This window comes from Sphingomonas aurea (assembly GCF_030678875.1).
GTDB lineage: Bacteria > Pseudomonadota > Alphaproteobacteria > Sphingomonadales > Sphingomonadaceae > Sphingomonas > Sphingomonas aurea.
In genome coordinates this window covers 62,595-89,016 of record NZ_JAUUDS010000002.1, presented here as the reverse complement: position 1 = coordinate 89,016, position 26,422 = coordinate 62,595, and the positions used below count along the sequence as shown (strand labels likewise).

Sequence of the window (26,422 nt, the reverse complement as noted above, 5' to 3'; positions counted from 1 at the left end):
GTCCCGTTATCCTCGTGGCTCGTCAGCCCGGGCGAGATATCGCATCGACGGCAATAGAGCCGCTGAGGCTCGCAGCGCTGGTGCGCGTCGCGCGCGTGATTTGCCGCATACCGACCACGACCGAACGGGCGCTGTATCTACCCGGGCACGGTCATCCGGAAGTGCGAGGACATGCCGAAGTCGATCACCAGACCCGATCCGTCTACCGGATCACGCCTGCCGCAATCGCCAACGCGAGCCGACCGCGTCGGTCACCCTGGCGTCTCCTTCGCCCGTTCGGCAGGCGGTGGCGCATCGCCCGCAGGCCAGCCTTCGCGCTGGCGAGTGCGGTCGCCATCGGTCGCCTCGGTCTGGTCGTGGAACAGGATCTGCGTCGTCGGATAGGGCAGATCGATGCCGTGCTCGCGCGCCGTGCGCCAGATCGCCAGGACGATCTGCGCCTTCAGGTGGACCATGTCGCTACGCTTGGACTTGGTCCACCAGCGCGCCCGCAACGTCACCGAACTCGCGTCGAGGCCCCAGGGCAGTGCCTCCGGCGCCGGGGTCTGCTCGACGCCGTCGATGTTGCGGATCGCCTCGGCGAACAGCGCGGCGGCGGCGGCCGGATCGTCGCCGTAGCCGATGCCGATATCATAGCTGTCCCGCCGCGTCGGGAAGGCGGTGTTGACCGTCACCGGCGAGGTGTAGATGTCCGAATTGGGAATGATGACCCGCCGCCCGTCATAGGTCTTGATGAGCGTCGCGCGGCTTTGAATATGCTCGACCGTCCCCTCGAAGTCCTTGACCGCGATCTGGTCGCCGCGTCGGAACGGGCGATTGATGAGCAGCAGGATACCGGCGAGCAGGTTCTGCAGGATATCCTTGAACGCAAAGCCGATCGCGACCGAGCCGATGCCGAGCGAGGAGATGATCGTCGCAGGCTTGACGCTGGGGAAAACGATGACGCTGGCAATCAGCACGGCGGCGATCATGATCGCGCCGAATGCGATCGAGCCCAGTACGCTGCCGAGGTCGCCATGATCGCGTCGCCCGAACAGTCGGAGGATGCCGCGCGCTGCGAAATGCGCCACACCCCATGCAACGAGCAGGAAGACGATGCCGCCCAGAATGTTGGGCAGCTGGAGGAAGAAGCCGTTCGCGGTGTCGTGCAATTTGGCGACGATGAGGTCGAGCGGATTGCGGATGGGTGGCGGCGTCACAGGCTTCATGGAGCGGGAACAGGCCGGCCCGCACACCGGTTCCGGACCTGGGCGACCGGAACCGTCGCACCTGTCAATCGGTGGCGACAATCCCGATCAAGGCGGCCAGTGCCACGAGTACCAGGAAGCCGTTGACTGCCACCAGCAATGCCTGGGGCAGACGCCGGACGCGGGGTGTCGGCGGACGGACACTCGGCGCGATCTCGCGCCAGACAGCGGCGACGAAGCAGAAGGCGGCGAACAGCGCCAGCAAGCCGCCGGCGCTCCGGCTCAGCCAGGATGGAACGACGTCCACCAGCAACCCGCGCGCGCCGACCCCGGAGGCGAGCGCCGCAAGCCCGGTTCGCACCCAGGCGGCGTAGGTCCGCTCTGCGGCGAGGATCGTTCGATCGGCCGCGAGTTCCGTCCGCCGATCGGCGCTGTCCACCTGTTCGACCGCGCTGTCCTTCAGCACGGCGGCCGACTGTGCGATCTTCTGGTGCGTTCTTGCCGCGGCCTTGTCGTCATCCATGCGGCGCTGAACGATCGGGCGGAAATCCTGTGCCAACCAGGTTATCGGGACGTCAGATTCAGGCGGCGGCCGCGCTGGCGCAAGGGCCGACGACGCGCTTATGCTCGGCGCAGCCCCAAGACGATCGGATCGCCTTTGACCACACCGCAGATACTCTCCTTCTCCATCATCGGTGTGACGATGCTGTTCTTCGCCTGGGGACGGTTCCGCTACGACGTCGTGTCGCTCGTCGCGCTCATGGTCGCGGTCGCGCTGGGACTGGTGCCGATCAAGCAGGCCTTTACCGGGCTGACCAGCGATGTCGTCGTCATCATTGCCGCCGCGCTCGTCATCAGCGCGGCGATCGCCCGCTCCGGCGTCGTCGATGGCCTGATCGCCCCGGCGTTGAAGCGGATCGGGCGGCTGTCGCTTCGCGTGCCGTTCTTCGTCGCGGCGACGGGCGCGCTGTCGCTTCTTACCAAGAATGTCGGCGCCCTGACTATCCTGCTACCGTCGGCGATCCGCGCCGGCCGCGAGAAGGACGGCGCGAGTTCCGCGATCCTGATGCCGATGGCGTTCATCTCGCTGGTCGCCGGCCTGTCGACGCTGGTCGGCACCTCGACCAACATCATCGTCAGCCAGGTACGCGAGGAGCTGATGGGCAAGCCCTATCGCATGTTCGACTTCGCACCGGTCGGGCTGTCGCTCACCCTTGTCGCATTCCTCTACCTCAGCGTGGCGTGGCGTATCCTCCCGCGCGACCGGCAGGGCCGCGAGGCGCTGGGCCAGGCGAATGCGGAGACGTTCTTCTCGACCGAAGCGACGATCGCGGCCGAGTTGCCGGACGGGTTGAAGTCCGTCGGCGACCTTGACCTGCCGAAGCACGGGGTAACGGCGGTGGGCCTGATCGGGGCCGATGGCCGGCGTGTGGAGGTCACGGATGAACACGCGTTGGAGCCCGGCAGCGTGCTGGTGCTGGAGGGCACCGACGCAGCGCTTGCCGACGCCTTCGGTCGGCTTCCCCTCGAGTCGGCGCAGGCGGACGAAGACGTCGAGACCGAGGGCAAGAACGAGGAGGTGCGCACGATCGAGGCGGTGGTGCAGCCAGGTTCCGACCTGATCGGCGGCAATGCGCGGCGTGCGAGGTTGCAGGAACGCTATGGCGTCAAGCTGCTCGGCATCAGCCGGCAGGACCGGACCGTGACCGAGCGGCTGCGCGACGTGACCATCCGCGCGGGCGACGTTCTCCTGATCCGCGCCGGTGAAGGTGCGCTGCCCGAGGCCTTGCGCTCGCTCTCGCTGCTGCCACTCGCCGAACGCGAGGTGAAGCTGGGCAATCCGCGCAAGGCAGCCGCAACCATCGCGATCCTGATCGTTGCCATCCTGCTGATCGCATGGGGCGTGGTGCCGGTGGTCGCGGGCTTCTTCGGCGCGGCGCTCCTGATGGTGGTGATCGGTGCGCTGCCGATGCGCGAGGCCTATGGTGCCCTCGAACCAGGCGTGCTGGTGCTGATCGGTGCGCTTACCCCGATCAGCGAAGCGGTGCAGCGGACCGGCGGCACCGACTATGTCGCGCATCTCCTCGCGCCTCTGCTCCAAGGGCATGCACCGATAGTCGCGCTGGGCGCGCTGATGCTGGCGGCGATGGTGATCGCGCCCTTCCTGCACAACGCGCCGACCGTTCTTGTCCTGGGACCGATCGCGGCGATGGTGGCCAAGCAGATCGGCCTCAATCCGGATCCCTTTCTGATGGCGGTAGCGACGGGGGCGGGGTGCGATTTTCTCACCCCGGTGGGCCATCAGTGCAACACGCTGGTGATGGGACCGGGCGGTTACCGGTTCGGTGACTATGCGCGGCTGGGGTTGCCGCTGTCAATCATGGTGATCGTGCTGGGCGTCCCGCTGATCGCGTTCTTCTGGCCGCTTCAGGGAGGGTAGGCCACGAGATCGCACTAGCTGGAAAGATTATCTTCGAGGTATCTCAGCGGGTCATGTCGTCGATCGTACGCATGAGGCGGGTCGGGTCGAACGGCTTGGACAGGAAGACGCTGTAATCCGGCAGCTCGCTTTGCGATACCGACACCCGCCCCGAGGCGATCAGGAGCAATGTCGGCGGGTAGCGCTTGCGGATATAATGCGCCAGCTTCAGTCCATCCATCGATCCGGGCATGTCGATATCGGTCAGGACGATGCGGATGGTGCTGTTGCGCTCAAGGACGGCGATCGCGTCATCGGCGTTCTCCGCCTCGAACACGCGGTATCCCTCGTCTTCGAAGAAGTCGATCAGCTCGAACCGCACGATCGCCTCATCCTCGACGATGAGGATCGTGTTCATGTCGATCGGTTTGCTCTGACCCACTGCGCTTACTCGCTCACCGTGCCCGCTTCGCCAAGCGGACATTGCATCTCGAACTCCACACCGGTCGCCGGATAGGCGATCTGCGCGTCACCCCGGAAATAGGCACGCAGCGAACGCTCGATCATCGTCGAACCGAAACCTCGCCGCGTCGGCATATGGACTTCAGGCCCGCCGATCTCCTTCCAGGACATGGCGAAACGGCGATCCTCGCCTTTCGCTCCATCCGTTACAGACCAGGCAAGTTCGACATGACCATCGGGTGTCGACAATGCACCGTACTTGGCCGCATTGGTCGCCAGCTCATGGAGGGCCAGCGCCAGCGCGAGCGTCACTTGCGCGTGAAGGACGATCTTCGGCCCGGACGCCCGGATACGGTCGCCAAGACCGCCATGCGGCGCCATCGCCTTGCTGACGAGTTGCAGCAGGTCGGCCGACTCCCATGAACTGGCGGTCAGGACATTGGTCGCCTCCCCCAGGGCCGAAAGCCGCGAGGCGAGGGCGCGCGCAGCCGATGTCGTGCTGTCTGCCTGGCGCAGCGTCTGCGACGCCACGGACTGGACGACGGTCAGCACGTTCTTCAGCCGATGGCCCAGCTCGTTGTTGAGAAGCTGCTGCTGCTCTTCGGCGCGCTTGCGCTCACGAATGTCGCGCGTGACCGTGCCGTAGCCGATATGACCGCCGTCGCTGTCGGTGACGGGGAAGATCGTGCATAGCACCGGGATCAGCTCGCCCGAACGGAAATGGCGGAACGTGCGCTCGCCCGACCAGGAGCCGACGCTGTCGACGTGCGGCAGGATCTCCTGCGCGACGATGCGTGCTTCTTCGGGCGGGAAATAATCAGTGATCGAAACGTCGGCAACGTCGGCGTCTTCCAGTCCGACGAGCCGACGTGCGGCATCGTTGAGGAAGAAGGACGTGCCATCGGCCCGCGCCATGCCGATGAAGTCGGCGCTGTTCTCGACGATCCGGGCAAGCTGGTTGCGCTCCTCCTCATTCTCCCGCGACGCGGTGATGTCGCGCGATACCGACAGGATGCGTTCCGGTTTGCCATCCGCGCCCCGGATCGGGCTGACCGCCACGTCCCACCACCGCGGTGACCCGGCAAAGGTCTTGGCGTGACCGATGAAGTTGCGCGTCTCACCCGCCCGCGCCGCCTCGAGCGCCGCCTTCGCCTGATCGTTGCCGATGCCGGTCCAGAAGTCTGGCCATGGACAGCCGGCGACCGCGTTGAAGTCGCTCACCTCCATGATGCGCTGCCCACCCTCGGACATGAAGGTCATGCGGCCATCGAGGTCGAGCACCTTGATGCAATCGGTGGAGCTGGCCAGCACCCCGGTCAGGAAACTCTCCCGATCGGCGAGCTGACGGTTTGCCTCCCGCAACTCGGCCGCGTTCTCGCCGCGCAACCGCGCCAGGCGGATCGCACCTTCGACCTTGGCGAGAAGCTCGCGGGCGGCGAATGGCTTCACCAGATAGTCGTCGGCCCCCGCCTCGATGCCCTCGATCGCCGCCTCTTCGCCGGCGCGGGCCGACAGGAGGATGATCGGCAGGTCGGCGGTATCCGCCGCTCCGCGCAGGCGCTGGATGAGGCCGAATCCGTCGAGCCTAGGCATCATGACGTCCGACAGGACCAGATCGGGCGCGACATCCAATGCGCGCTCCGCCGCTTCCTCGCCGTCCGCCACCGCCACCACATGATAGCCTGCGGTCGTCAGCAGCCGTTCGACATAGCCGCGCATGTCGGCATTATCGTCGGCGAGCAGGATCGTCTGCCCGCGCAGCGGTTCGCTGGTACCCTGATCGTCGAGGGTCGGTGACGCTTCCTCGCCGCTTCCGCCGGGCAACCAGCGCAACGCCTCGGCAACGAAGGTATCGGCGCGGGTCGCGGTCGATAGCTGGCCGGGGGCGGGCGGCGCGTCCGCGGGCACATGCGCGCGGCCGAACGGCACGGTGACGGCAAAGGTCGCTCCCTTGCCGGTCGGGCTTTCGACATCGACCGTCCCGCCGTGCAACTGAACGAGATCCTTGACCAGCGCGAGGCCGATGCCGGTGCCTTCATGGGTCCGGCCCTGCTGGCCTTCGATCCGATGGAAACGGTCGAAAACGCGCGGCAACTCCGCCTCCGGCACGCCGACGCCGGTGTCGATCACCTCCAATCGTGCGGCATCGCCATCGGCGCGCAGCCTGACGGTCACGCCGCCCTCCAGCGTATATTTGAACGCGTTGGAGATGAGGTTGAGGACGATCTTCTCCCACATGTCGCGGTCGATCCAGACGGGCTGGTCGAGCGCGCCCGTGTCGATCGTGAACGACAGTCCTGCGCGGTCCATCGCCGAGCGGAAGGTGGAGGCGAGATCGGCGGTATAGGCGGCGAGGTCGACAGGCTCGAACGCCGCGCGCACCCGTCCAGCCTCGATCCGGCTGAAATCGAGCAGCGTGTTGACCAGTCGCAGCAGGCGCTGGCCGTTGCGCTGGACCAGCGCCAGCTCCTCCCGCGCCTGTCCGTCCGCGCGGGCCAGCATATCCTCCACCGGCCCCAGCATCAGCGTCAGCGGGGTGCGGAACTCGTGGCTGGCGTTCGAGAAGAAGGCGGTCTTGGCGCGGTCCAGCTCGGCAAGCTGTTCTGCCCGCCGCTTCTCCTCGGCATAGGCCTCGGCATTCGTCGCTGCCGTGCCGATATGGCCGGCGACACGCTCGAAGAGCGTCTGGTAATCGGCATCGAGCCGACGCCGGGGACTGAGCCCGGCGACCAGAAAACCGAACGGTGCCTCTGGACGGCTGCTCGCGATGGGGACGACCAGGGCCTGTTCGACCGGTTCCGGCCACGGTGTTCCGGCGAGCCTGCCCGCGAAGCGGTCCGCCAGATCCTCCAGGCGCTCGGGGTTGCCGCTCCGCAGCACCGTTTCGAACGGCCAGATCGGATGCGTGCCCGCCGGGATCGTAGCAGGGGCTAGATCATCGCCTTCGATGTCGCCCGCCTTGCCGACGAGGTTCAACGTGCCGTCGTCGTCACGCAGATACACCAGGAAAAACGGCGCCTCTTCGGGCAGACCGGCCATCCGCTCGGCAGCGACGCGGCCTGCATCATCCGGCGAGCGCGTGTGCGATGTCGCTTCGGAGATTTCGCGGAGCAGGCGTTCCCGTCGTTCGGCGAGCACGCGGTACGTCGTCTCGGTGACCGCGGTGAACACACCCTCGACCTGCCCGCCTTCACCGCGGACAGGCGAGTAGCTGTAGTAGAAGTAGCATTCCTCGACATAGCCGAAGCGATTGAGCGGCAGGAGCTGGTCCTCCGACCAGGTGGCGGTGCCCTGCGTCATCACCTGATCGAACATCGGGCCGATGATGTCCCAGATTTCCGCCCACACCTCATAGCCCGGACGGCCCAGCGCCCAGGGGTGCTTCTGCCCCGGCACCGGCGACCAGGCATCGTTATAGATCAGCGCCCGTGTCTCTCCCCAGTAGAGCACCATCGGGAAGCGCGAGCCGAGGATGATGCTGACGGCCGAACGAAGCGCGGTCGACCAACCGGCGATCGGACCGAACGGGGTGTCGCTCCAGTCTTTCTCGCGGATCAGGCGGGCCATCTCACCGGGAAAATCGAGAAAGGCGGTGTCGCTGTGCAGGGCGTGGGGCAAGGCGGTCGTCACACCAGAGAGTGCAGGAAACGGCGTTGCCGTTGATAGTCGATAAACCATTTGAACCGTGCGTGGTAGCTTGGGGCGTTTCTGTTTGGCCCAGGGCTGTTCGTCGCCGGCGGGCGGCGTGAATGGTCGGGCCGGATTTCCCTCGACGGTACGATGCCGATCTTCGGCCTGGCGCTTCAAGCCGACGCTAGACGGTCGAAGACGATCGACCTCAGCCGCGTGGCCGCCTGCGGATATGACGACGCGATATGCTCGCGACATCGTTGATCCCCGCAAGCATCAGGGTGCGCTGGAACTCCTCGCCCAGCAGCGTCAGGGCCCGGTCGACGCCGCGCTCACCGCCCGCTGCCAGGCCATATAGGTAGGGGCGTCCGATCGAGCAGGCGGTTGCGCCGAGTGCCAACGCCTTCACCACGTCGGAGCCGCGCCGAATGCCTCCGTCGCAGATCACGTCGGGCGCATCGCCCACCGCATCGCGTACCGCCGCAATCTGATCGACCGGGGCAGGCGCACCATCCAGTTGGCGCCCGCCGTGATTGGAGATCGGTCGCGCCCGACGCGATCGAACGGCGCGCGTCCTCGGGTGTCATCACCCCCTTGATGGCGAGCGGCCCGTTCCACTCGCGTGCCAGCCATTCGACATCACGCCAGCCGACCGAGCGGTCGAACTGGCCGCCGATATAGTCGAACAGGCTCATCGGCCCCGATGCCAGAGCGTCGACCTTGTGGCTGACGTTCGCCAGGTCGAACTTGGAGCCGGTCAGCGCGGGGAGGGACCAGGAGGGGTGAACCGCAAAGCTGAACAATGATTTCAGCGTCAGTTTCGGGGGCAGCGACAGGCCGCTCACCCGGTCGCGCTCTCGATTGCCGGCAACCGGAGTGTCGACAGTCAACGCCAGACCGTGGAAGCCCGCTTCGCGACAGCGCGCAACGAATTCGGCCGTAAGGCCGCGATCCTTGAAGATGTAGATCTGAAAGACCTTCGGTCCGGCGAACGCCTGCGCCAGGTCTTCCAGGCGCGTGGTACCCATGGTCGAGAGGCTGTAGAGCAATCCGTGCCGCGCTGCCGCGTGGGCCACGGCAAGCTCGGCCTGGCCGTGAAACATGCGGGTGAGGCCTGTCGGCGCCAGCATCAGCGGCCAACGCGTACATTGCCCGAACATTTCGATCTCAGTCCGGGTCTCCGAGACGTCGTTGAGAACGTCGGGGACCAGCTCATAGTCCGTGAACGCACCTGCGTTGCGACGGAGTGAAACCTCGTCATCCGCGCCACCATCGATATAGTCGAAGATCGGTCGCGGCAGCCGGCGCCTCGCCAGCAAGCGAAGATCGGCTACGTTGTTGGCACGGCTAAGAGAGGACATTGAGCTGCTGCCGGTTTGTGTACACGAGGTTAAGCTAACTGGGCTTGCCGCTGGAAGTGCATGGGACTGAGATAACCCAAGGTCGAGTGGCGTCGGATCGGATTGTAGAAGCGCTCGATGTAATCGACACGTCGGGCCAACGCTGCCAGGATCGCCGTCACATCGTAGCGGAAGCGACCCCACAGGAAGAGCGCCATCATGCCGATGAGCGTCGCGATGGAAAGGATTTGGGGAGTGGTCATGCTGGAGCCAGAATGCGTGAAAGGTCCGTCGATCTCCGGCGGTGAACCGATTGCTCGGATTATATGATCGGGCGCAGCGTAGAACCGAAGACCCGGATCGGCGCGGGCTCACGCTCCTACGATGCGCCGGCATTTTCGAAGCACTGCCCCGAAGAATGTTCGTCTAGTTCAAGGGTGAACGAGTGGCGGAAAGCAAGTGGCGAGCCGGTCATGACGGATGACCGTTTTCGGGTCCTCGCCGCCGATTGCAGGATCGCGACCGTCTGCCGCCACTTCGCTTACGGAAAGCCGATCTTCCTCAGCCACTCGCCGTAGCGCGGATCGGAGCGGATCGGCGCGAGCAGCGGGTCGGTCTTGAACTGGATCAGCGCTGGATTGCGCTCCTCCCACGCCCGCGCGATCGCGGCGAAGGCAAGGTCACGCTCGCCGCGCCAGCCGTGAATCTGGGCGATCTCATACAGGTTCGTGGCACCGTAGTTCGCCAGGAACGAGGACAGCGCTCGATCGGCCGCCGGGCCACTCACGGCGGCAACGCCGACCACGTCCGCCGCCGGACGGTTCGGGTCGTCCGTCGCCACCAACGTTGCGGTCCTCGCAGCCTCGGCTGCCTGACCCTTGATGAGCTGTACCGTCGCTATCAACGTCTGCAGGAAGGGGTCGTCAGGAAGCGTGGCGAGGTTCGTTCGCGCGACGACGATCGCCTGGTCTAAGCGGCCAACGTTAAATAGGAGGTTCGCCTGAGAGCGTCCGTTCGCAGCTCGTAGCGGGTCGAGGGTCATGGCACGCTGGTAGAGCCCGATCGCGTCGCTATTGCCCATCAGCGAATCGAAAAGCGACTTGGTGCGTAGCACAGTGGCGTCGCCGGGCAGCGCGCGATACGCCGTGTCGTAGGCGTCCCTGGCCCGACGCAGATCGAGCCGTCCCTGGAAGATCAAACCCAGGGCCGCATATGGCTTGCCCGAACCCGGCATCAGCGCCAGCGCATGGCGAACGGTCTGTTCCGCCGCGTCCAGCTTGGCGCGCAGCGCGGCCCCGCTGAGCGAGTTGCTTGCCAATGCCGCGCCGTTACCACCCAGCGACAAATAAGCCTTAGCGTAATTGGGATCGGCAGCGATTGCCGCCTCGAATTGCGGCAACGATTCTTTGATCTTGTTTTTCCGCGCGAGCGCCAACCCGCGCAGATAGGCTTCCTGCGCAACCGGGTTGCTGGTGCCGCCCTGCACCAGCAGGGCCTTCTGCGCGCCGCCCAGCGCGATCTTGAGCGCGCCCGCAACGCTGTCGGCGATGTCGCTCTGAATCGCCAGCGTGTCGCCGATCGCGCGGTCATAGGCCTGCGACCAGCGGGTGAGCCCGCTGATGCCGTCGACCAGCTCGGCGTTGATGCGGATCATCCCTGCGCCGCGGCGCACTGTGCCGCTCAGGATGCTGGCGACGCCCAGCTTGGCCGCCGCGGTCGGCGCGTCGGCGTCGCGCATCTGCTCGGACGAGCTGCGGCCGGCGACCTTCAGGCTGGCGATGCGAGTTAGAGCGTCGCGCAGTTCCTCGGCGATGCCGTCGGAGAAGAACGCCTGCGCGGGATCGCCGCTGAGGTTGGCGAAGGGCAGCACCGCAACGCTGTCGCCGGGCGCGACGTCACGAGTAAGCGCCCACCAACCGCCGGCGCCCGCCACCGCGATGGCGGCAACGCCGCCGCCGATCACCAGCCGCCGGTCGAGGCCGCGCTTGGGCTGCTGATATGCCGGCGGGGTCGGCCGCGGCTTGCCCGCGATGACCGCCTGCACCGCCGCCAGCAGCGCCACATATTGCGGGTCGGTCCGGTCGCCCTTCCAGCCGATCAGCGACAATGCCTGCGTCTCGCCAAAGCCGAGCGGGGGTTCGACCGGGTCGATCCGGACGGGCAGGTACGCGCCGCGCCTGAGCGACCGCGTCGCCTCGTCGCGCACGAAGCTGCCTTCTCGTCCGGTCGACCGCTCGCTCCACACCACGACGACGCACGCCGCGGCGTTGAGCTCGCTCTCGATCGAGTCTCGCCACTCGGAGCCGCCACCGATATGTGCATCCCACCAGACGCCGACGCCGTCCGCCTCGAGCGCGGCGACCAGCGGCGCGACACGCGCGCGGTCCTCCGACTTATACGACACGAATACTTCGGTCACGGCAGCCCCCACCTTTACTCGCACCGCGCATTGCTGTCGGGATCGCCGGATAGCGTCAAGCAACTCCGCCGGATCAGCCACTTATCGCTATCCTCGGCATGGCCGTTCGCCCATGAACAAAACTGGGACACTCCGAACAAATTTAGGACGCTCGGACGTGAGAACTCGGATCAGCTGTCAAGCGTCGCCAAATCGACCGGGATGCGGTAGTCTTGTAGGACGATGATCGCCGCCACGGAACCCGAAGCAGAGCCGTCGCTCAATCTGTTCGATGGGGCTACCGATCTGATGTGCGTGCGCGACATGCAGGGGCGGTTCGTCCGCGTGAACCATGCCTGGGAAACGACGCTTGGGCTCTCGACCGACGAGGTTCTGAATACGCCTCTCCTGCCGCTCGTCCATCCCGCCGACGTGCCCGCGACGCTCCTGCGCATGGCGGAAGCCGACCGATGCGGTCAGGTCGTCGATTTCGTGAACCGGTATCGGCGTCGCGATGGGCACTACCGGCACCTCCAGTGGCGTGCGGGGCGGGTGGGCGACGTGATCCTGGGCCGCGCCCGCGATGTCACCGTGCACCGCCTCCGCGAGGACGAGGTACGGATCGCGCAGCGCGCGTTGGAAGAGACGCTGGCAGACGTCGGCGATCGGTTGAGGGCCCCTGCCGACGCGATCCTAACGACGGTGCAGGCGCTGGGGCACACTGCGCTGACGCCGGTGCAACGCGCGATGGTGCAGGCGCTGGGGCGATCGGTCGAGACGCTCGAGGAGCTTGTCGCGCAGTTGATGGAGCGGGAGGCTGCGTGGGCGTCCTCCCTGCCGACGGTCGAGCGGCTACGGCCAGCGGCAGCACCTCGCATCGCGACTGTGTCGACCCATATCGGCCCTGCGCTCACTGGCGAGCAAGCCGACCTCGTCCGCGGACCGGATATCAAGCCGTCTTCGGTTCTTCAGCGCTGGGTCCTGGAAACGTCGCGTCACGTCGACCAGAACCCGGTCTTTCACCGCAACTTCCGCGATCTCCCGAGCCGGACACTCGGTCTGCTCGTGATCCGGCTGGACCATCTCGGCGGGTTCTATCCTCGTCGTTTGCAAGGCTTGAGCTGTCAGTCCGGACTGATGAGTGCCGGTCGTGCTGCCAGCCTGTTGGCGCGCATGCAGGATATCGGCTTCGTCGATGTCGCCGGACGGTTTCAGGCCGGTCGGATCAGGCCTTATCGCGTGCAAGCTGCCATGAGAAAGTCCTTCGCCGAGCTGCTCGCCATCGACCTCAGGAGCATGGCCGCGAGCGACTATCGCGCCGTTCTGGCGCTGGAGGCGATGGAAAAGGACGGGACGCGGACGACGCCTTTGCTCGCTGCCTTCGCCGCGGCGCTGCTGGACGACCTTACCGCCGGGGAGGACGCGCTGGGTATTCGTCTGAACGGCGTGCCATCGATGGCGCGGGGGCAGGCGGTTGCTCTGTCGATCGCGGTGGACGCGATCGGGAGACGCGGGGGCGCGGGCGAGGGCTGGATCGACATTTCTCTCACCGACTATGCGAGCCGCTTCGACGTGTCGCGAATGCACGTGGGCCGGATCGTCGAGAGCCTGGAGGCGTGCGGGCTGCTGCGAGACCCCGTCTCGCCATCGAGGTTACGCGTTACTGGTCGCTTCCTAGAGGAGTTGGACAGCTACCGACAGGCGGAGTGCGATGTGCTTGCCAGGGCTCTCGGGCGGCTGGTCTGATGCTGCTAGCGATCTTCGCCGACACCGTCCTTGGCGGGTGCCGCAATCCCGGTTACCTCGGCCCCAAAACGCGGGAGGTGTCGAAAATGGAGCGGTCTCGTCACCCGTATCGGCCTTTCATGGCTGCGGAAAACCGTGCTGGCCCTATTGCGCCGGTGCTCGTCTAATGGACGTCAAATGTCAGCCTATCGTCCTCGCCAGGGGTGCTACCGCAGCGCCCGTCGCAGTGGGGATCACCGGCCATCGCCTGGAGCGGCTGGCGGCGTTTGACCTCGCGGCGCTGGGCGGACGCTTAGTCGATGTGATGGCCGCGATCGAGCGGGCGGCTCCGATGGAGAGCTTCCGGCTCGTCGGCAGCCTGGCCGAGGGTGCCGACATGCTTGCGGCGGACGCGGCGCTCGCGCGAGGATGGCAGCTTGATACGGTGCTGCCATTCGGCCGTGCCAACTACGCCGACGACTTCGACCATGCCGGCGCCGCAGACCTGCGCGCGCGACTGGACGCGTCTGTCGACGTTCTCGAACTGCCGGGCAGCCGGGACGAACCCGGCGGCGAGGCCGCCGCTTACGAGCGGGCGGGGCGGGTGGTCCTAACGCAGAGCGACATCCTTATCGCCGTGTGGGACGGCGGGCCGGCGCGCGGACGCGGCGGTGCGGCGCAGATCGTTGCGGAGGCGGTCGCGCACGCGATCCCGGTCGTCGTCGTCCATCCCGATGCCTCGATCCCGCCAGCGCTGCTTTGGAGCGGCCTCAATCAGCACGATACCGGACCGGAAGCGATCGACACGGTTGCGCGAGGGAGCCTGAACGATCTGCCAGGGCTGATGATACGCCTTGGTGCCGCTCGGCCGGCCAGTGAGGACAATCTGCGTCGTCGAAACGTCCGCGATACGCCGCCGCTCTTCGCCATCGCCTATCCACTGCTTCTGGCGCTCACCGGGGTCCGACACTTCCGGTTCGCCGATCTCCGTCGGCCGTGTCCGGTCGTGCGAGTATCAGACAGCTCACCAATCCGCTCGATGCGGGCGCGAGTTGAAGCACAGCTCTGGCCACGGTTCGACACTGCAGACTGCGAAGCCAGCCTCGCTGCGCAACTCTTTCGCAGCGCGTTTGTCAGTAGCTTCGCGCTTGCCGCGCTCGCGGTCGCGCTGGCGCTGTTCGGCCTAGTCGTGCCCGTTGCCGTCAAACCGATCCTTGCTGCCGGCGAGTTCGCGTCCATTGCGATGATCCTTCTTATCACCAGTTGGGGATCGCGGGCGGGTTGGCACGGACGCTGGCTGGATCAGCGCACGCTCGCGGAGGAGCTCCGCTGCCTTTCGATGTCCGCGATGCTTGGCGACCTGTTCCTGCGCGGAGCGCAGGGGCAGGATACCGGTTACGCGGGACAGGAGCGGCGGATCATTGCGCGGGGACTCGGTCTTCCATCCGCGCGTATCGACAGGGCCTATCTCGAAGAGGCGCATGCCAGTCTCGCCGCATTGCTCGACGATCAGATCGGCTACGTTCGGCGAGAGGCCGGGCGGATGCACAAGCTGGAGCATAGGCTGCATCGCCTGGGCGGCGCGCTGTTCACGACCACCGCACTGGTCTGCGCGGGCGTGCTCGGCATCGAGCTCGTCTGGACGTTCTCGCATGCACCCGGCGCGCATCACAGCTTGCCGATCGGCGTGACAGTGGTCAGCGCGGCGCTGCCGGCGATAGGTGCCGCCATTTACGGCATCCGCATGCAAGGCGACTTCGCGGGAGCCGCGGAGCGCAATTCCGTTCTGGCGAAGCAACTCGTTGAGCTGCGTCGTATCGTGGCGGACGAGCCACCGGGATTCGATGGATTGCGTCGCCTGATCCGGCGTACGGCCGAACTGTTGACCGCCGATGTTTCTCAGTGGCTCCGCACGACCAGGGCACGGCCGCTCAGCCTGCCGGGTTGAGGGGTTGGATCCTCAGCGGTAAGCACGCACAAGCGTATCAGGCGTTCACGAACACAACCGAACCTACTGGAATGATGAAGAGCGAAATCAATCCTCGGGTTTTCTGGGGTGCCTCCGGCATCATCGCCCTGCTGTTGACGACGACGCTCGCAATGCCGGGCACCGCCGATGCAGCGTTCAAAGCCGCGCAGAGTTGGGCGATCGACACGTTCGGCTGGTTCTACATCTCAGCGGTCGCAGTGTTTCTCGTGGTCGTGCTGGCGCTCGGTTTCGGACCGGCGGGCAAGCTGAAGCTCGGCCCGGATGATGCGGAGCCGGATTTCCCCTATTTATCGTGGCTGGCCATGCTGTTCGCGGCAGGCATGGGCATCGGCCTGATGTATTTCGCGGTTGCCGAGCCGATCCAGCACTACATCTCGCCACCGGAGGCGCCGAGCGGCACGATTCTCGCCGCGCGTGAGGCGATGGCGATCACCTTCCACCACTACGGCGTCCATGCCTGGGCGATCTATGCGCTGGTCGGCATGAGCCTGGCCTATTTTACCTACCGCAAAGACATGCCCTTGACGCTACGGTCCGGACTATCGCCGATCCTGGGTAAGCGGATCAACGGGCCGCTGGGTGATGCAATCGATATCTTTGCGGTCTGCGGCACCGTCTTCGGCGTATCCACGTCGCTGGGCTTCGGCGTGTCGCAGATGACGGCGGGCTTGGCCTATGAATATGGTCTGCCCGACACGACGACGATGAAGATCATCGTCATCGTGCTGGTGATGGGCGCGGCAACGCTGTCGGTGCTGAGCGGGGCGGACCGCGGGATCCGGCGCCTGTCCGAGCTGAACCTGACCGTCGCCGTCTTGCTCATGCTGTTCGTGATGGCGGTCGGTCCGACCTTGTTCCTGCTGCGCGCGCTGGTGCAGAATTTCGGTCTGTACCTCGATCACTTCGTTATGCGGACCTTCACGCTCTACGCGTACGAGCCGCGGGCGTGGATGGCCGACTGGACGTTGTTCTACTGGGCATGGTGGATCGCCTGGTCGCCGTTCGTCGGGATGTTCATCGCGCGCATCTCGCGCGGGCGAACCATCCGCGAGTTCGTTATCGGCGTGCTGTTCGTGCCGACCGCCTTTACCTTCCTGTGGATGACGGTGTTCGGCAACACGGCCATCGCGCTCGATCTCGGCGGTGCCGCCGGCGGCATCGCCGATGCGGTGCAAGCGAACCTTTCCACCGCCCTGTTCAAGTTTCTGGAATATCTGCCTGCCGCGGGCGTCACCTCGACCTTGGCGATCCTCCTTGTCGCCGTGTTCTTCGTGACGTCGGCAGATTCGGGCGCCTTGGTGATCGATACGCTGGCGTCGGGCGGCGCCGAGGAGACGCCGCGATGGCAGCGTATGTACTGGTGCATCCTGCTAGGGGCGACTGCGACGCTACTGCTGGTGGCAGGCGGTCTCGGTGCCTTGCAGTCGGCGACCTTGCTGGCTGCGCTGCCCTTCTGCTTCATCATGCTGCTGCTGGCCGCCGGTCTGATCCGCCAGACCAATGCGGATCTTGCAGGGGTAATGCTGCCAGGCGAGGGTCCGGCGATGAGCGAGCGGATCAAGCGGCTGCTGGTGCCCGCCCGCCGCGCCGACATCGTCGAGCAGATGCGGCTGCAGGGCGGGCCGGCATTGCTGTCGGTTCAGGAGGCGATGGAGAGGGAGGGCTGGACGGACAGCCAACTGGAACGCTCCGAGAGTTTGATCGAACTCACCATCACCGGATCGGATGGTCGGCCGTTCATCTATCGTCTGTTGCCGCGGTCGCGCCCGCTCGCCGCATACACGGCGCTGGAAGCACCCGAGAAGCGTCGAAGCCTGGCATGGATGCTCGCTGCGCAGACGAACGGTGAAGCGGGCTTTCGGGATCTGACCGGGTTCACGGCCAGCCAGATTGCAAACGACGTGCTGACGCAGATGGAGCGCTGGCGATTGGCCGAGATGAAGGTCGATCGGCAGGGTAGCTGAGCCGCGATACGCCTCGAGGCGGGCTGACCGCCTCGCTGTTTAGGGCAGCGCGAATGAGTGCCCGCAGTTAAGCGGAGGACAGGTGCTCGCCTGGCGGCACGCCCAAGCTCACGGCACGCGTAGCTGAAGCAACGGTTTGCTCGCATGAACCAACGTCCGGAAATCGGAAGCGGGCAATCAACTCTGAGTGGCGGTTTGTGGGTCATTCCGCCGCTGTGCAGTTAATCAGCATACAGAAAAAATCGCCGGCTACTCGCCTGTGGTCTTTGGAAACCCTCGCTGGGGACGGCTACGGCATTCCCGTTTTCCCGTCTTCACCTGTCAGTTTCGGGAACTGCAATCGGAACAGCTTTTGGGAAAGCAGCGCCCGGCGACCGCCAAGGTCGATGGCGGCTCGGCTGCTGCCCCCCGCTCGGCCCCTTTTGGAAGGGCGCTCGGGCCGATTACCTCAATAATCAAACTTCATTCCGCGGCATGAAGCCGCGCGCAGGCGATAGTCCGCAAAGACTGACGGCGGCTTTTCCTTGATTTCCTCCGTAATGGTCCAACGCCAGCCAGTGCCGGAGCGGCTGAACCGATTTACATATGTCGCATCCGCGAAACGGTAGCGTTGCACGAACCCGTCCTGTTCAAGCTCGCCGAGACCGAGCGAGGGTTCGTACAGCCCACCAAAAGTGTCGGAAAATACCGAGCCGATGGCCGGGGGTTTCTCACCGGCACCATAGGTGATTGCCGCCTCATACGGGTCCGATCCGGTCGCGCGCAGGTGCAGCGTGAAGTAGCGCCTGCCTAAATGCCATTCGCCCCGCGCGATCGACGGCGAGTCTTTGCCCTGAACCTGCCCGCTTACTCGCCAGCAACCTTGCAAGCCGGCCACCCCTGCCAGACCCGGCGGTACGGTGTAGGCCGGTGTTGCCAGCATGAGCATAAATGTCAGCACGACCGTTTCCTATTCCCCCGCGATCATGTGCAGATATGCTACCCTGGCGGCCGGGATGCCAACCCCAATTCAGCAACGAAGGGCGGGAGCTTGACCATCGGTCTGGATAGCTCAGCCAAGCAGTCGGTTCGACGTGTTGCCGTTGACGGGAACAGGTGATGCAACGTGTCGATCGACAGCGCTCAGGATTATCTGAAGCGGTTTTGTTAAAAGGGATATTGTCAGTGGCCCGCATCGATTTCATCGAGCTTCCCGCGAGTGACATCGATACTACTCGAGCCTTTTATGCGGTGGTGTTCGGATGGAAACTGACGGACGACGGACCTAGTTATTCGTGCACTACAACCGGCAATGTCGAATGACTCATTGCTCATCTCCATCGCGCCGGAAGGCCAAACGGCCTATCAGTCAACCGAGATCAAGCAGGCGCGGTAAACCGACAGTTTGAAGATGTGGTTGATCGGTGTGATCAGGACTCGTGAGCAAACGGCCGGACATGGCGTGGATGGGTTCGCTGCTGAGCGGCGGAAATTGGGTCTTAGTAGCCAATCCCGACCTGTTGTGACTGGCTCCAGAAGATGAAAATCTCGAAATCGGCCCGATCTGACGCTGTCGAGTGGTTCCTATCGGTCGACGCCGATCTACTACCGGGTTGGTAGATCGGCAGGATACAGCCGAAGCAAATCAGCTGATAGTCGTGCAGCATGGCCGATCTAACCAACTCCTTACCCGTAAACTCAAGCTATCTAGACGCAGATGAGCGCATCTATCTGCTCAGGCGTGCTGATGATGACCTTCAAAACGGACCCGCCTCGATCAGCATAGCTTCCATAACAATCCTTGCCGATCCTAGAAGTTCGGCCTTCCCAGCCGCCTCACGCCGACAGCAACTTGGCGATCCAGCGGCTGCGATCGAACTGACGACAGACGATCACGAGCGCGGCGGTAAGGGGCACCGCGATAAGCGCACCAGCGATGCCCCATACCCAACTCCAAACCGTCATCGCGATGATGATCGCCAGTGGAGAAAGCGATAGCTGCTTGCCCTGCAGGAGAGGGTACACGACGTTGCTAATCGTCACCTGCAGGATCGCGAAACCGATGAACACCAGCGCCGGCATGTGCCAGCCGCCGAACTGCACAAGCGCGTAGAGGACCGGTGGAACGATGCCGACAACATTGCCGATCACGGGTACGAAGTTGAGGAGGAAGTTGAGCAGCCCCCAGACCAGCGCGAGTTCGAGGCCGGTCATCCAGGACCACAATGCGGAGGCGACGCCAGTAAGGATGCTGGTCGCGAGCGTGGTGCCAAGATAGCGGCGGATTTGCCCAGAAATCGCCTCGGCTACGTCCAGCATGGATCGGCGTTCGCTGCCGTCCACCATGTCGTGCAGCTTGCGACGGAAGCGCGGCACCTCGGGCAGGCCGAGCATGACGACCAATGCGATGAATCCGATATAGGTGACGAACGCATAGACGCCGCTGGCCAACATCTGGATCAGCGCGACGATCCGCTGCCGATCGGCCGTGCCGGATAGCGGTACGCCGTGATTGGATGCCCAGACTGCCAGTTTGCCGTAGCTACGTTCGAGGTTTGGCCACTCCGAAGCCATGACCGCGATGACCTGCCCGATAGACAGATAGACTGCGGCCGCGAACGCGCCGAGGATGATTACCAAGGCCAGCATCGTCAGCGTGTAGGCCGCCCAGGACGGCATGAACCCTGCCAGCCATCGCTTGAGTGGCCATAGAGCAGCTATAGTGATCGCAGCGAACGCGATCGGCATCGTGACGGCGAAGCCGATCCGCAAAGCCGCGATGACCATGATGGCTGCGATTATCGTCAGCAAGCGGTTGCGGCAGCGATCCTGGACAGGAATGTCGGTCATTCGTCTCTTTCGATGATGGAGGTGCCCGACCATCGCATCGCCTCTGCGTTCAGTCGGGCGCCCAGCAGCAGGACCCAGGCCGATACCATCAGCCAGAGCATCAGAACGACCACTGCAGCAAGCGAGCCATAGGTATCGTCGAAGGAGGCGAAGCGGGATACGTAGACGCGGAAAACCGACGTAGCGCACAGCCACATCACCACCCCGGCGATCGTACCGGGGAGGGCGCAGCGCCATGGGATCGGCTTACACGCCGGAGCATAGCGATAGGTGACAATCAGGCCGAAGCCTGCCCCCAGCGTCAACGATCCGAATAGAATGACGGTCGACACCAGCCGCGCACCCGGCAGGCCGTCGGGGACGTAGCTCTGGAGGAATGCCAGCACGGATAGCGAGATGAGCGCGGTCAACAGCAGTGCTGCGCAGCCAAGCACCAGCAACGTAGAGACGAGCTGTCGCCGGACGCCGCTGCGTTCGTGCTCGATACGATAGGCAAGGTTGATGCCGTGCAGCAACGATCGCCCCGCCCGCCGTGCGCTGAATAGCGTCACTCCGAGCGCAACGACCGTTGTAGCGACGTTCTCGCGCAGCAAGGCGAGCTTCGTCGCCAACCCCTGGGCGACCACTCGCTGCGCATCCGGTGGCAGGATCGCGACCAATCTCGCGATATTTCGGGAGACCGTCTCCGGTGAGGCGATCATGCCGTAGGCACTTGCAATCAGCCCGATCAGCGGCACCAGTGCCAAGAAGGCGGCAAAGGCTATCGAACTCGCAGCAATGCCGAAGTCGTCCAGCAAAGCGCCGCGCACGGTGCTCATCATGAGGCGAAGCCAGACGGCGACATTGGCCAGTACGTTCCTGGTCGCATCGGTCATTTCAGAAATGCGATGCCGACGGAGCCAAGGATATGCTTTCGCCAACGATTAAAGCGCCAATTGCATGGGTTTGTGACGTCGGGCGCGTGCCAGTACGCGCTCGATGGTGCCGCCCTGCACAATGACGGAGAACAGCACAACGATGTAAGTGGCCGCCAGCGCGATCGGACGCGCCCGACCCGCCCGGCAGGCCAAGGGCCACCACCACCATAATGCCGCCCCGCAGGCCACCCCAGATGAGCGTCAGCAGCGCGAACTGTTCGAGCGACAGGATTTGTCGTGGGATGGCAAGAGGCGCGACAACCGCGATCCTGCGGGCGAGCGGCACCAGCGGGACGGCAGCGAGGCCGAGTGCGATCAGCCGCGGATTCCGGGGATGGTCACGTCATCAAAGGCATGAGGAGGAACAGGACCGGGTTGAGGACGTCGTCGATCAAGGCCAGCAATTCCAGGAGATAGTCCTGGATGATGTCGCTCATCGCGTCCGTCACGCTCTTGTTATCGATCAGCAGGCCGACAACCGCCATGGCGACGGGCCACTGATGTAGAGAGGAAATCCGAACGCGGACTGACCATTATCGGCCAGTCTCGTCATTACGCCATACTATTTCGGAACGCGGTGAATGTTAGCGGCGCTGTTCAACCTGCTGTTCCCACTTGCTGACTATCAGGGCCGCTTGTCCAGGCGTTGACCCCAAGCTCGAAGATGTCCTCGACGACATCGGTCACCACACCGATCAACGGCGGCACATCCGGGATCAGGAGATGCGTGTCGTACTTGCCGCCGACGTGGAGGACGTGCGTTCCGCGGTGATCGCGGACGTCTTTCCTGAAAGGAGAGGTTGGGACGATCTCCTTGGCAGAGACGACGAGGCGAAACCCTTCACCGGCAGCGAAGTGCGTGCTGCTGGGCATCAGCGCGATCTCGATAGGGACGATCTCGCCGGGGGTGAGCGGATCGACGCTGGTGCCGGTCAGGACAGGGAGCCAGGGCTTGGACCGTTCAGGGTCGAGTTCACGCCTGGACACGCGGCACAGGCCTCTCGTGATCCAGTCCTCCTGCATTCCGGCGGAGCCGTGGAACCGGACGGAGCGGCCATCGATGTCGAGCTTGTCCAGCGCCACGAAGACGGTCATGTCCCCGACGCGCCTATCATCGTCGCTGAAACCGTCCCGCAGTTCGACCCACAGGCGTGCCTTCATCTCGCCGGTGAGTTCGGTATCGCGCTCGAATATGTGGGTGAAGGCGAGACTGCCGCCCCGACCGTCATAGCTGAGTTCGACGGGTGTTTCGGCCATGGTGGACCGCAAGGTTCCGTTCGCGGGGAACAGCTTGCGATACCGAACTCCTTCGAGCGGCCACTGGCTTTCCGTGCGACGTTCGTGGATCACATCCCGACTTGATCGCACCTCCAGGAAGACGGGCGGTCGTTCGAGGAATCCGTTGCCGGTCTCCCCTTTGACGAAGCAGTCCATGAACTCCTTGATGAGAGCGGAGACTTCGTCGGAATAATAGGCGGTCCATTTCGAGGTGCGATGGGTGTAGAGCCATTTCCTGGCCGACCTGGCGCGAACGAAGGCACGCACCGACCCCTCGCTGTGGAGATTGTGGTCGGAGAAGGAACCGCAGACGAGCATGGGAAGGTCGATGTCGTCGATCGGCGCGGCCATTTCGGCCCAGAACGCGTCGTAGAGCGGATGATCGTGATGCCAGTCCTGCGGCTTGCGCCTGTTGTGGCGGATAAAATCCTCTTCGCTTCCGGTCAGCGCGACCTTGACCTCGCTGTGCCACCAGAAGGTCGGAAAGTCCTGTTCCGATACCCCGCCCTGCTCGTGGAAATCCCGGTAGGGATCGGTCATCCCCTCCCACGGCGATATGCACTTCAATGACGGGGGCGGGCCACCATAGTGACGGCACGCGGCCACGTGGAACTGGCTGATCGCGAGATAGCTGACCCCGCTCAAGCCGACGGCCCCACTGCTCCAGGGTTGGCGCGCGACCCATTCGATCGCTTCGTAGAAGCATTTCGACTGGTGGTTCGAGAAGATGGACGGTGGTCCCTCGCTTCCGCCATAGCCGGGCAGGTTCAGGTTCACGACGGCATATCCCGCCTTGACCCAGAAATCCGGATCGGGCGCCTCCCAGCTCGTCAAGGTGGAGAAGCGCGGCGGCGAGGCTTGGGGAAAGAGGCGGTATTGCTGCGGCGGCCCGCCGAACGGCGTCCGGCCACGCGCCGGCAGGATGTTCGCGTCATAGGGTTGCGCGGACATGATGACGGGAAGGGGGCGCCCCTCGCGCGCGGCCTTCTTCGATCGGAAGACGCTTGCCAGGAGCGTCGTGCCGTCCGGCAGCACGACGGGGGTATCGAATTCGCAGAGGATGTCGGGGTCGGGCTGCGTCAGGACGCACTGTGGCTGGACGATCTGCCCGCTACGCAACGCTCGCCACAGCACAGGCCCGGCCGAGCGTAGAACGGCGGCAGCTTCCTTGAGCGGGATCATCGCATTCTCCTCTTGGCCGCGCCTCGTCCGCTGTGCAGAACACCGCCCGAGAAAGGGACCTAACTATCGAGACTCATAGTATCGAAACATTCGGGGAGCCAGCGCGGAAGGGCGTGTTGGACGGACGTTCCGCACGGGTGGTCGATGGCCGGCGCCGCGTCGCCGCGGCAATCTTCGAGCTGGTCAGCGAGACCGGCGCACTTCCCAGCGCGGCGGTGTTGGCCAAGCGTGCCGGCGTCGGACGCGCGACCGTGTTCCGCTATTTCGACGGCGTCCAATCACTGGAGCTGGAACTGGCGCGCATGTTGAGGGCGAGCATGCTGGACCGTCATCCCTTTCCGACATCCCAAGGGGATCGGCGCGCGAGGCTGCACGCTTTCGTGGAGCATCGCGCAGCGGTGTACGAGCTGGTCACGCCCGTGCGGTGTTTCATCGACGCTGCGCGGGCGCGGGGCAATCCCGACCTCGATGAGCTCATGGCGGAAGCAGCCTTTCTGTTGAGGCAGAACATCGCCACGATGTTCGGACCGGATTGCGACGGATCGCCCGAGATGCTGCGCCACTTGGAAGTCATCTCGAGCTGGGAGGCATGGCGATCCATGCGCGATGGGCAGATGTTGAGCGTGTCGGGTGCGAAGCGGGATCTCTCGGCGTTGCTATCGCTCCTGTTGCCCGGCCCGGCGGCGTCGACCGACGCTGTCGCTGCTGATCGCTGAAGGCCCCGCACGGCGCACGGCACCGCCGGTCATGCGAAAGACTTCGTCTCATCAGCCGGGGCGCGGGCGGCATCCTGCAGGACGCGGCTCCTGCCGCCCAGCGAGCGGCGGACCACAGCGTCCAGCGACCATGCGCCGCCGCCGTGCGCGACGAGCGGCAGCAGGATGGCCGCCCAGCCGAGATGCGTGGACCATGCATCGGGATAGACGAATAGCTGGATGACGAGCGTCATGCCGAGCAGCGCCAGCGCCGATATCCGGGTGAGAAGGCCCGCCAACAGCAGCACCGGGAAGAGATGCTCGGCTGTCGTGGCCGCAACCGCTGCGAGGTCGGGCGGGATGAAGGGCAGCACATATTCGGTACGGAACAGCTCATAAGCGCCGTCGGTGATGTGGAACACGCCGTCGACCTTGGTGCGGCCCGACAGGAAGAAGATGCCGGCGATGCCGAGCCTGGCGACCAGCACCAGCAGCGAGCGGGGCAGGAGGATCGACGCGGCGCGGGTGGCGCGGTCGTAGAGCGCGAGTGCTTGGATCATGGAACGGCTCCGGTGGCTGCGGCCGGAGCGTGCGATGCTCCGGCCACGCTGGGTTCAAGCCTTTGGCGCGAGGGAGCCGTTGCCCTTGGGCGTCTTGATCGCGGTGCAGGTACCCGCCTTGACGAGCTTCCAGGCATTGCCCTGATAGTTCACCTTGGAGGTGCCGGCGCAGCTGGTACCGGGCCCGGCCGCGCAGTCGTTCTTGCCGGCAAGCGATACGCCGTAGCATTTCTCCATGGCGGGCTTCTGCTGCGCCGAGGCGCCACCGGCGAGCGCGGCGGAGGCGATGGCGATGCTGGCCGCGAGGGCCGCGTGAGTGTTGCGCATGTTCAGGTCCTTCAGATCCTGTGCCTCGGCGCGCGGCCCGGCCGATGATACCGGACCGCGCGGTGACCGGGGAGGAGGCGGGAAGCCCGTGTCACATCCGGCAGTTCGAGGAAGATGGGCGAGGCGTTACATCGCGACCCTCAGGAAAGATAATCGCGCAAAGATAATCGGGCTACGGTGTAACCATGTGTCCGCCGGCGCCGTACCGACAGGCGAGGAGCGGGGATGCGGATCGACGAGGAAGTCTTGCGCGGATTGATGGTCGATGGGCTGGACGGCGACGTCGCGGCCCATGCGACGCTGCTGCATAGGCTCGTCCCGCTCCTGCGGGGTTTCTATCGACGCCGCATGCGCGGCGCCGACGACGATGTTGAGGATCTGGTGCAGGAAACCCTTATCGCCGTGCATACCCGGCGTTCGACCTACGACCGCGACCGTACGTTCGGCGCGTGGCTCTTCGCGATCGCGCGCTACAAGATGATCGATCAGTTCCGCCGCGGCGCGCGCCTGCAGCCGCTGGACGGACTGGAGGATCAGCTGGTGACGGCGGGCTTCGAGGATGACGTGACCGCCCGCATCGACATGGACGAGCTTCTCGCCACGCTACCCGACAAGCAGTCGCGGATGATCCGCGCGACGCGCCTCCAGGGGCTGAGTGTCGCGGAGGCCGCGCAGGCGGGCGGTATCGGTGAGTCGGACGTGAAGGTCTCGGTACATCGCGGCTTGAAGACGCTGATGGCGCGGGTTCACGGAGCGCGCCGATGACCACCGACGATCTTGTCATCCGGCTCGCCCGGGACGCCGGTCCCGTACGGCGCGGGGCCGTGGGACGGCGTTTGGGTCTGGGGATTGCGGCGGGGGCGGTCGTCTCGGCGATGCTGCTGATCCTGTGGCTCGGGCCGCGGGACGATCTGGGCACGGCGGTCCAGCGGGCTTCCTACTGGATCAAGTGGGGCTACACGCTCTCGCTCTCCGCGGCCGCGCTCGCCCTGACCGTGCAGCTCGCCCGCCCCGACAGCGATCGGCTGCGCGGGCTCTGGCTGACCGCGATACCCGTCGTGCTCCTCGCTGTCGTCGGCCTGTTGGAGCTGGCGAACACGCCGCGGTCGGACTGGATGGCGATGTGGCTGGGCCGAACGTGGATGGCGTGCCCGTGGCTGGTACTGCTCTTCGCCATTCCGATCTTCGGCGGCCTGTTGTGGTCGTTCCGCCGTCTCGCCCCGACGCGGCTGCGCGCGGCCGGCGCGGCGGCGGGGTTCACCGCCGGTGCCTTCGCCGCGAGCGTCTACTGCCTGCACTGCCCGGAGGTGTCCGCCATCTTCGTGCTGACCTGGTATTCGCTGGGTATCCTGCTCGCCACCCTGTTGGGCTCGGTGCTCGGCCCCCGGTTGCTGCGCTGGTAAGCCGTGGCGTGGATGGGTCCGGAACGCGGTCCTCGCCACCGACGATGGATGCGGAAGCGGGCGAACCTGCTGTCCCGCCGCTTTCGGGCATTCGGGCGCGAGAATCGGTCATGGAC

At 65.1% G+C, this 26,422-nt stretch carries 23 protein-coding genes and 1 pseudogene; 9 read left to right on the top strand and 15 right to left on the bottom strand.

Annotated elements, in window-relative coordinates; translation table 11 throughout:
- Window positions 1-251: 251 nt before the first annotated feature.
- Together Q5H91_RS06530 and Q5H91_RS06525 are read right to left on the bottom strand one after the other, a co-directional pair.
- On the bottom strand, window positions 252-1,208 hold the full coding sequence (locus tag Q5H91_RS06530) for a mechanosensitive ion channel family protein (protein WP_305172491.1): 957 nt from the start codon (window positions 1,206-1,208) through the stop codon (window positions 252-254).
- A gap of 64 nt (window positions 1,209-1,272) precedes the next feature.
- Window positions 1,273-1,710, bottom strand: coding sequence for a YidH family protein (locus Q5H91_RS06525; RefSeq protein ID WP_305172490.1), 438 nt, complete (start codon window positions 1,708-1,710; stop codon window positions 1,273-1,275).
- A 135-nt stretch (window positions 1,711-1,845) separates the two neighbouring features.
- Between Q5H91_RS06525 and Q5H91_RS06520 the strand changes: the two genes are divergently transcribed.
- Window positions 1,846-3,627, top strand: coding sequence for an SLC13 family permease (locus Q5H91_RS06520; RefSeq protein ID WP_305172489.1), 1,782 nt, complete (start codon window positions 1,846-1,848; stop codon window positions 3,625-3,627).
- 43 nt (window positions 3,628-3,670) lie between these two features.
- Here Q5H91_RS06520 and Q5H91_RS06515 read toward each other — a convergent pair whose 3' ends face one another.
- The 6 genes and pseudogenes from Q5H91_RS06515 to Q5H91_RS06495 all read right to left on the bottom strand — a co-directional run bounded on the left by Q5H91_RS06515 (window position 3,671) and on the right by Q5H91_RS06495 (window position 11,442).
- Window positions 3,671-4,024: a response regulator gene (locus tag Q5H91_RS06515; protein WP_305172488.1), complete on the bottom strand. Its 354-nt coding sequence runs from the start codon at window positions 4,022-4,024 to the stop codon at window positions 3,671-3,673.
- 29 nt (window positions 4,025-4,053) lie between these two features.
- A complete protein-coding gene (locus Q5H91_RS06510) occupies window positions 4,054-7,635 on the bottom strand; it encodes a PAS domain-containing protein (RefSeq protein WP_305172487.1) in 3,582 nt (1,193 codons plus the stop codon).
- 271 nt (window positions 7,636-7,906) lie between these two features.
- The gene (locus Q5H91_RS16530; RefSeq protein WP_370655242.1) at window positions 7,907-8,185 is read right to left on the bottom strand and encodes an alpha-hydroxy-acid oxidizing protein; all 279 of its coding nucleotides are present in this window, start codon (window positions 8,183-8,185) and stop codon (window positions 7,907-7,909) included.
- A 115-nt stretch (window positions 8,186-8,300) separates the two neighbouring features.
- A pseudogene (locus tag Q5H91_RS06505) lies at window positions 8,301-9,059 on the bottom strand (alpha-hydroxy acid oxidase); the annotation flags it as partial.
- Window positions 9,060-9,088: 29 nt separating this feature from the next.
- Window positions 9,089-9,301, bottom strand: coding sequence for an IS3 family transposase (locus Q5H91_RS16620; protein WP_305172852.1), 213 nt, complete (start codon window positions 9,299-9,301; stop codon window positions 9,089-9,091).
- A 278-nt stretch (window positions 9,302-9,579) separates the two neighbouring features.
- Window positions 9,580-11,442: a TIR domain-containing protein gene (locus Q5H91_RS06495; RefSeq protein WP_305172838.1), complete on the bottom strand. Its 1,863-nt coding sequence runs from the start codon at window positions 11,440-11,442 to the stop codon at window positions 9,580-9,582.
- A gap of 237 nt (window positions 11,443-11,679) precedes the next feature.
- Between Q5H91_RS06495 and Q5H91_RS06490 the strand changes: the two genes are divergently transcribed.
- From Q5H91_RS06490 to Q5H91_RS06480, 3 genes are all read left to right on the top strand, one after another.
- On the top strand, window positions 11,680-13,182 hold the full coding sequence (locus Q5H91_RS06490; RefSeq protein WP_305172485.1) for a PAS domain-containing protein: 1,503 nt from the start codon (window positions 11,680-11,682) through the stop codon (window positions 13,180-13,182).
- A gap of 226 nt (window positions 13,183-13,408) precedes the next feature.
- On the top strand, window positions 13,409-15,109 hold the full coding sequence (locus tag Q5H91_RS06485) for a hypothetical protein (RefSeq protein WP_305172484.1): 1,701 nt from the start codon (window positions 13,409-13,411) through the stop codon (window positions 15,107-15,109).
- Between the two features lie 71 nt (window positions 15,110-15,180).
- A complete protein-coding gene (locus Q5H91_RS06480) occupies window positions 15,181-17,115 on the top strand; it encodes a BCCT family transporter (RefSeq protein ID WP_305172483.1) in 1,935 nt (644 codons plus the stop codon).
- A gap of 448 nt (window positions 17,116-17,563) precedes the next feature.
- Here the strand turns inward: Q5H91_RS06480 and Q5H91_RS06475 are convergent, their stop codons facing one another.
- On the bottom strand, window positions 17,564-18,055 hold the full coding sequence (locus Q5H91_RS06475; protein WP_305172482.1) for a hypothetical protein: 492 nt from the start codon (window positions 18,053-18,055) through the stop codon (window positions 17,564-17,566).
- A gap of 158 nt (window positions 18,056-18,213) precedes the next feature.
- Here Q5H91_RS06475 and Q5H91_RS06470 point away from each other — a divergent pair, with 158 nt between their 5' ends.
- Window positions 18,214-18,417 carry a VOC family protein gene (locus Q5H91_RS06470; RefSeq protein ID WP_305172481.1) on the top strand — a complete coding sequence of 68 codons (204 nt, stop codon included), beginning with the start codon at window positions 18,214-18,216 and terminating at the stop codon, window positions 18,415-18,417.
- A 513-nt stretch (window positions 18,418-18,930) separates the two neighbouring features.
- Here the strand turns inward: Q5H91_RS06470 and Q5H91_RS06465 are convergent.
- Both Q5H91_RS06465 and Q5H91_RS06460 read right to left on the bottom strand, forming a co-directional pair.
- Entirely contained in the window at window positions 18,931-19,944 is a 1,014-nt protein-coding gene (locus Q5H91_RS06465) for an AI-2E family transporter (RefSeq protein ID WP_305172480.1), read from the bottom strand.
- Window positions 19,941-20,819 (bottom strand): YihY/virulence factor BrkB family protein, encoded by an 879-nt coding sequence (locus Q5H91_RS06460; protein ID WP_305172479.1) that lies wholly within the window; start codon window positions 20,817-20,819, stop codon window positions 19,941-19,943. The genes Q5H91_RS06465 and Q5H91_RS06460 overlap by 4 nt, the downstream gene beginning before the upstream one ends.
- A 148-nt stretch (window positions 20,820-20,967) precedes the next feature.
- Here Q5H91_RS06460 and Q5H91_RS06455 point away from each other — a divergent pair, with 148 nt between their 5' ends.
- The gene (locus Q5H91_RS06455; RefSeq protein WP_305172478.1) at window positions 20,968-21,219 is read left to right on the top strand and encodes a hypothetical protein; all 252 of its coding nucleotides are present in this window, start codon (window positions 20,968-20,970) and stop codon (window positions 21,217-21,219) included.
- Here Q5H91_RS06455 and Q5H91_RS06450 read toward each other — a convergent pair.
- Window positions 21,200-21,346 (bottom strand): hypothetical protein, encoded by a 147-nt coding sequence (locus Q5H91_RS06450; protein ID WP_305172477.1) that lies wholly within the window; start codon window positions 21,344-21,346, stop codon window positions 21,200-21,202. The genes Q5H91_RS06455 and Q5H91_RS06450 overlap by 20 nt on opposite strands.
- 112 nt (window positions 21,347-21,458) lie before the next feature.
- On the bottom strand, window positions 21,459-23,321 hold the full coding sequence (locus Q5H91_RS06445) for a CocE/NonD family hydrolase (protein ID WP_305172476.1): 1,863 nt from the start codon (window positions 23,319-23,321) through the stop codon (window positions 21,459-21,461).
- A gap of 116 nt (window positions 23,322-23,437) precedes the next feature.
- On the opposite strand from Q5H91_RS06445, the gene Q5H91_RS06440 reads away from it, so the two are divergent.
- Window positions 23,438-24,037, top strand: a complete 600-nt coding sequence (locus tag Q5H91_RS06440; protein ID WP_305172475.1) for a TetR/AcrR family transcriptional regulator — start codon at window positions 23,438-23,440, stop codon at window positions 24,035-24,037.
- Between the two features lie 29 nt (window positions 24,038-24,066).
- Here the strand turns inward: Q5H91_RS06440 and Q5H91_RS06435 are convergent, their stop codons facing one another.
- Together Q5H91_RS06435 and Q5H91_RS06430 are read right to left on the bottom strand one after the other, a co-directional pair.
- Window positions 24,067-24,576, bottom strand: coding sequence for a DoxX family protein (locus tag Q5H91_RS06435; RefSeq protein ID WP_305172474.1), 510 nt, complete (start codon window positions 24,574-24,576; stop codon window positions 24,067-24,069).
- A gap of 54 nt (window positions 24,577-24,630) precedes the next feature.
- Window positions 24,631-24,903: a BufA1 family periplasmic bufferin-type metallophore gene (locus Q5H91_RS06430; RefSeq protein ID WP_305172473.1), complete on the bottom strand. Its 273-nt coding sequence runs from the start codon at window positions 24,901-24,903 to the stop codon at window positions 24,631-24,633.
- 225 nt (window positions 24,904-25,128) lie between these two features.
- On the opposite strand from Q5H91_RS06430, the gene Q5H91_RS06425 reads away from it, so the two are divergent.
- Both Q5H91_RS06425 and Q5H91_RS06420 read left to right on the top strand, forming a co-directional pair.
- Complete coding sequence (locus Q5H91_RS06425) at window positions 25,129-25,668, top strand: sigma-70 family RNA polymerase sigma factor (protein WP_305172472.1); 540 nt, start codon at window positions 25,129-25,131, stop codon at window positions 25,666-25,668.
- Entirely contained in the window at window positions 25,665-26,306 is a 642-nt protein-coding gene (locus Q5H91_RS06420) for a DUF1109 domain-containing protein (protein ID WP_305172471.1), read from the top strand. The genes Q5H91_RS06425 and Q5H91_RS06420 overlap by 4 nt, the downstream gene beginning before the upstream one ends.
- Window positions 26,307-26,422: the final 116 nt, after the last annotated feature.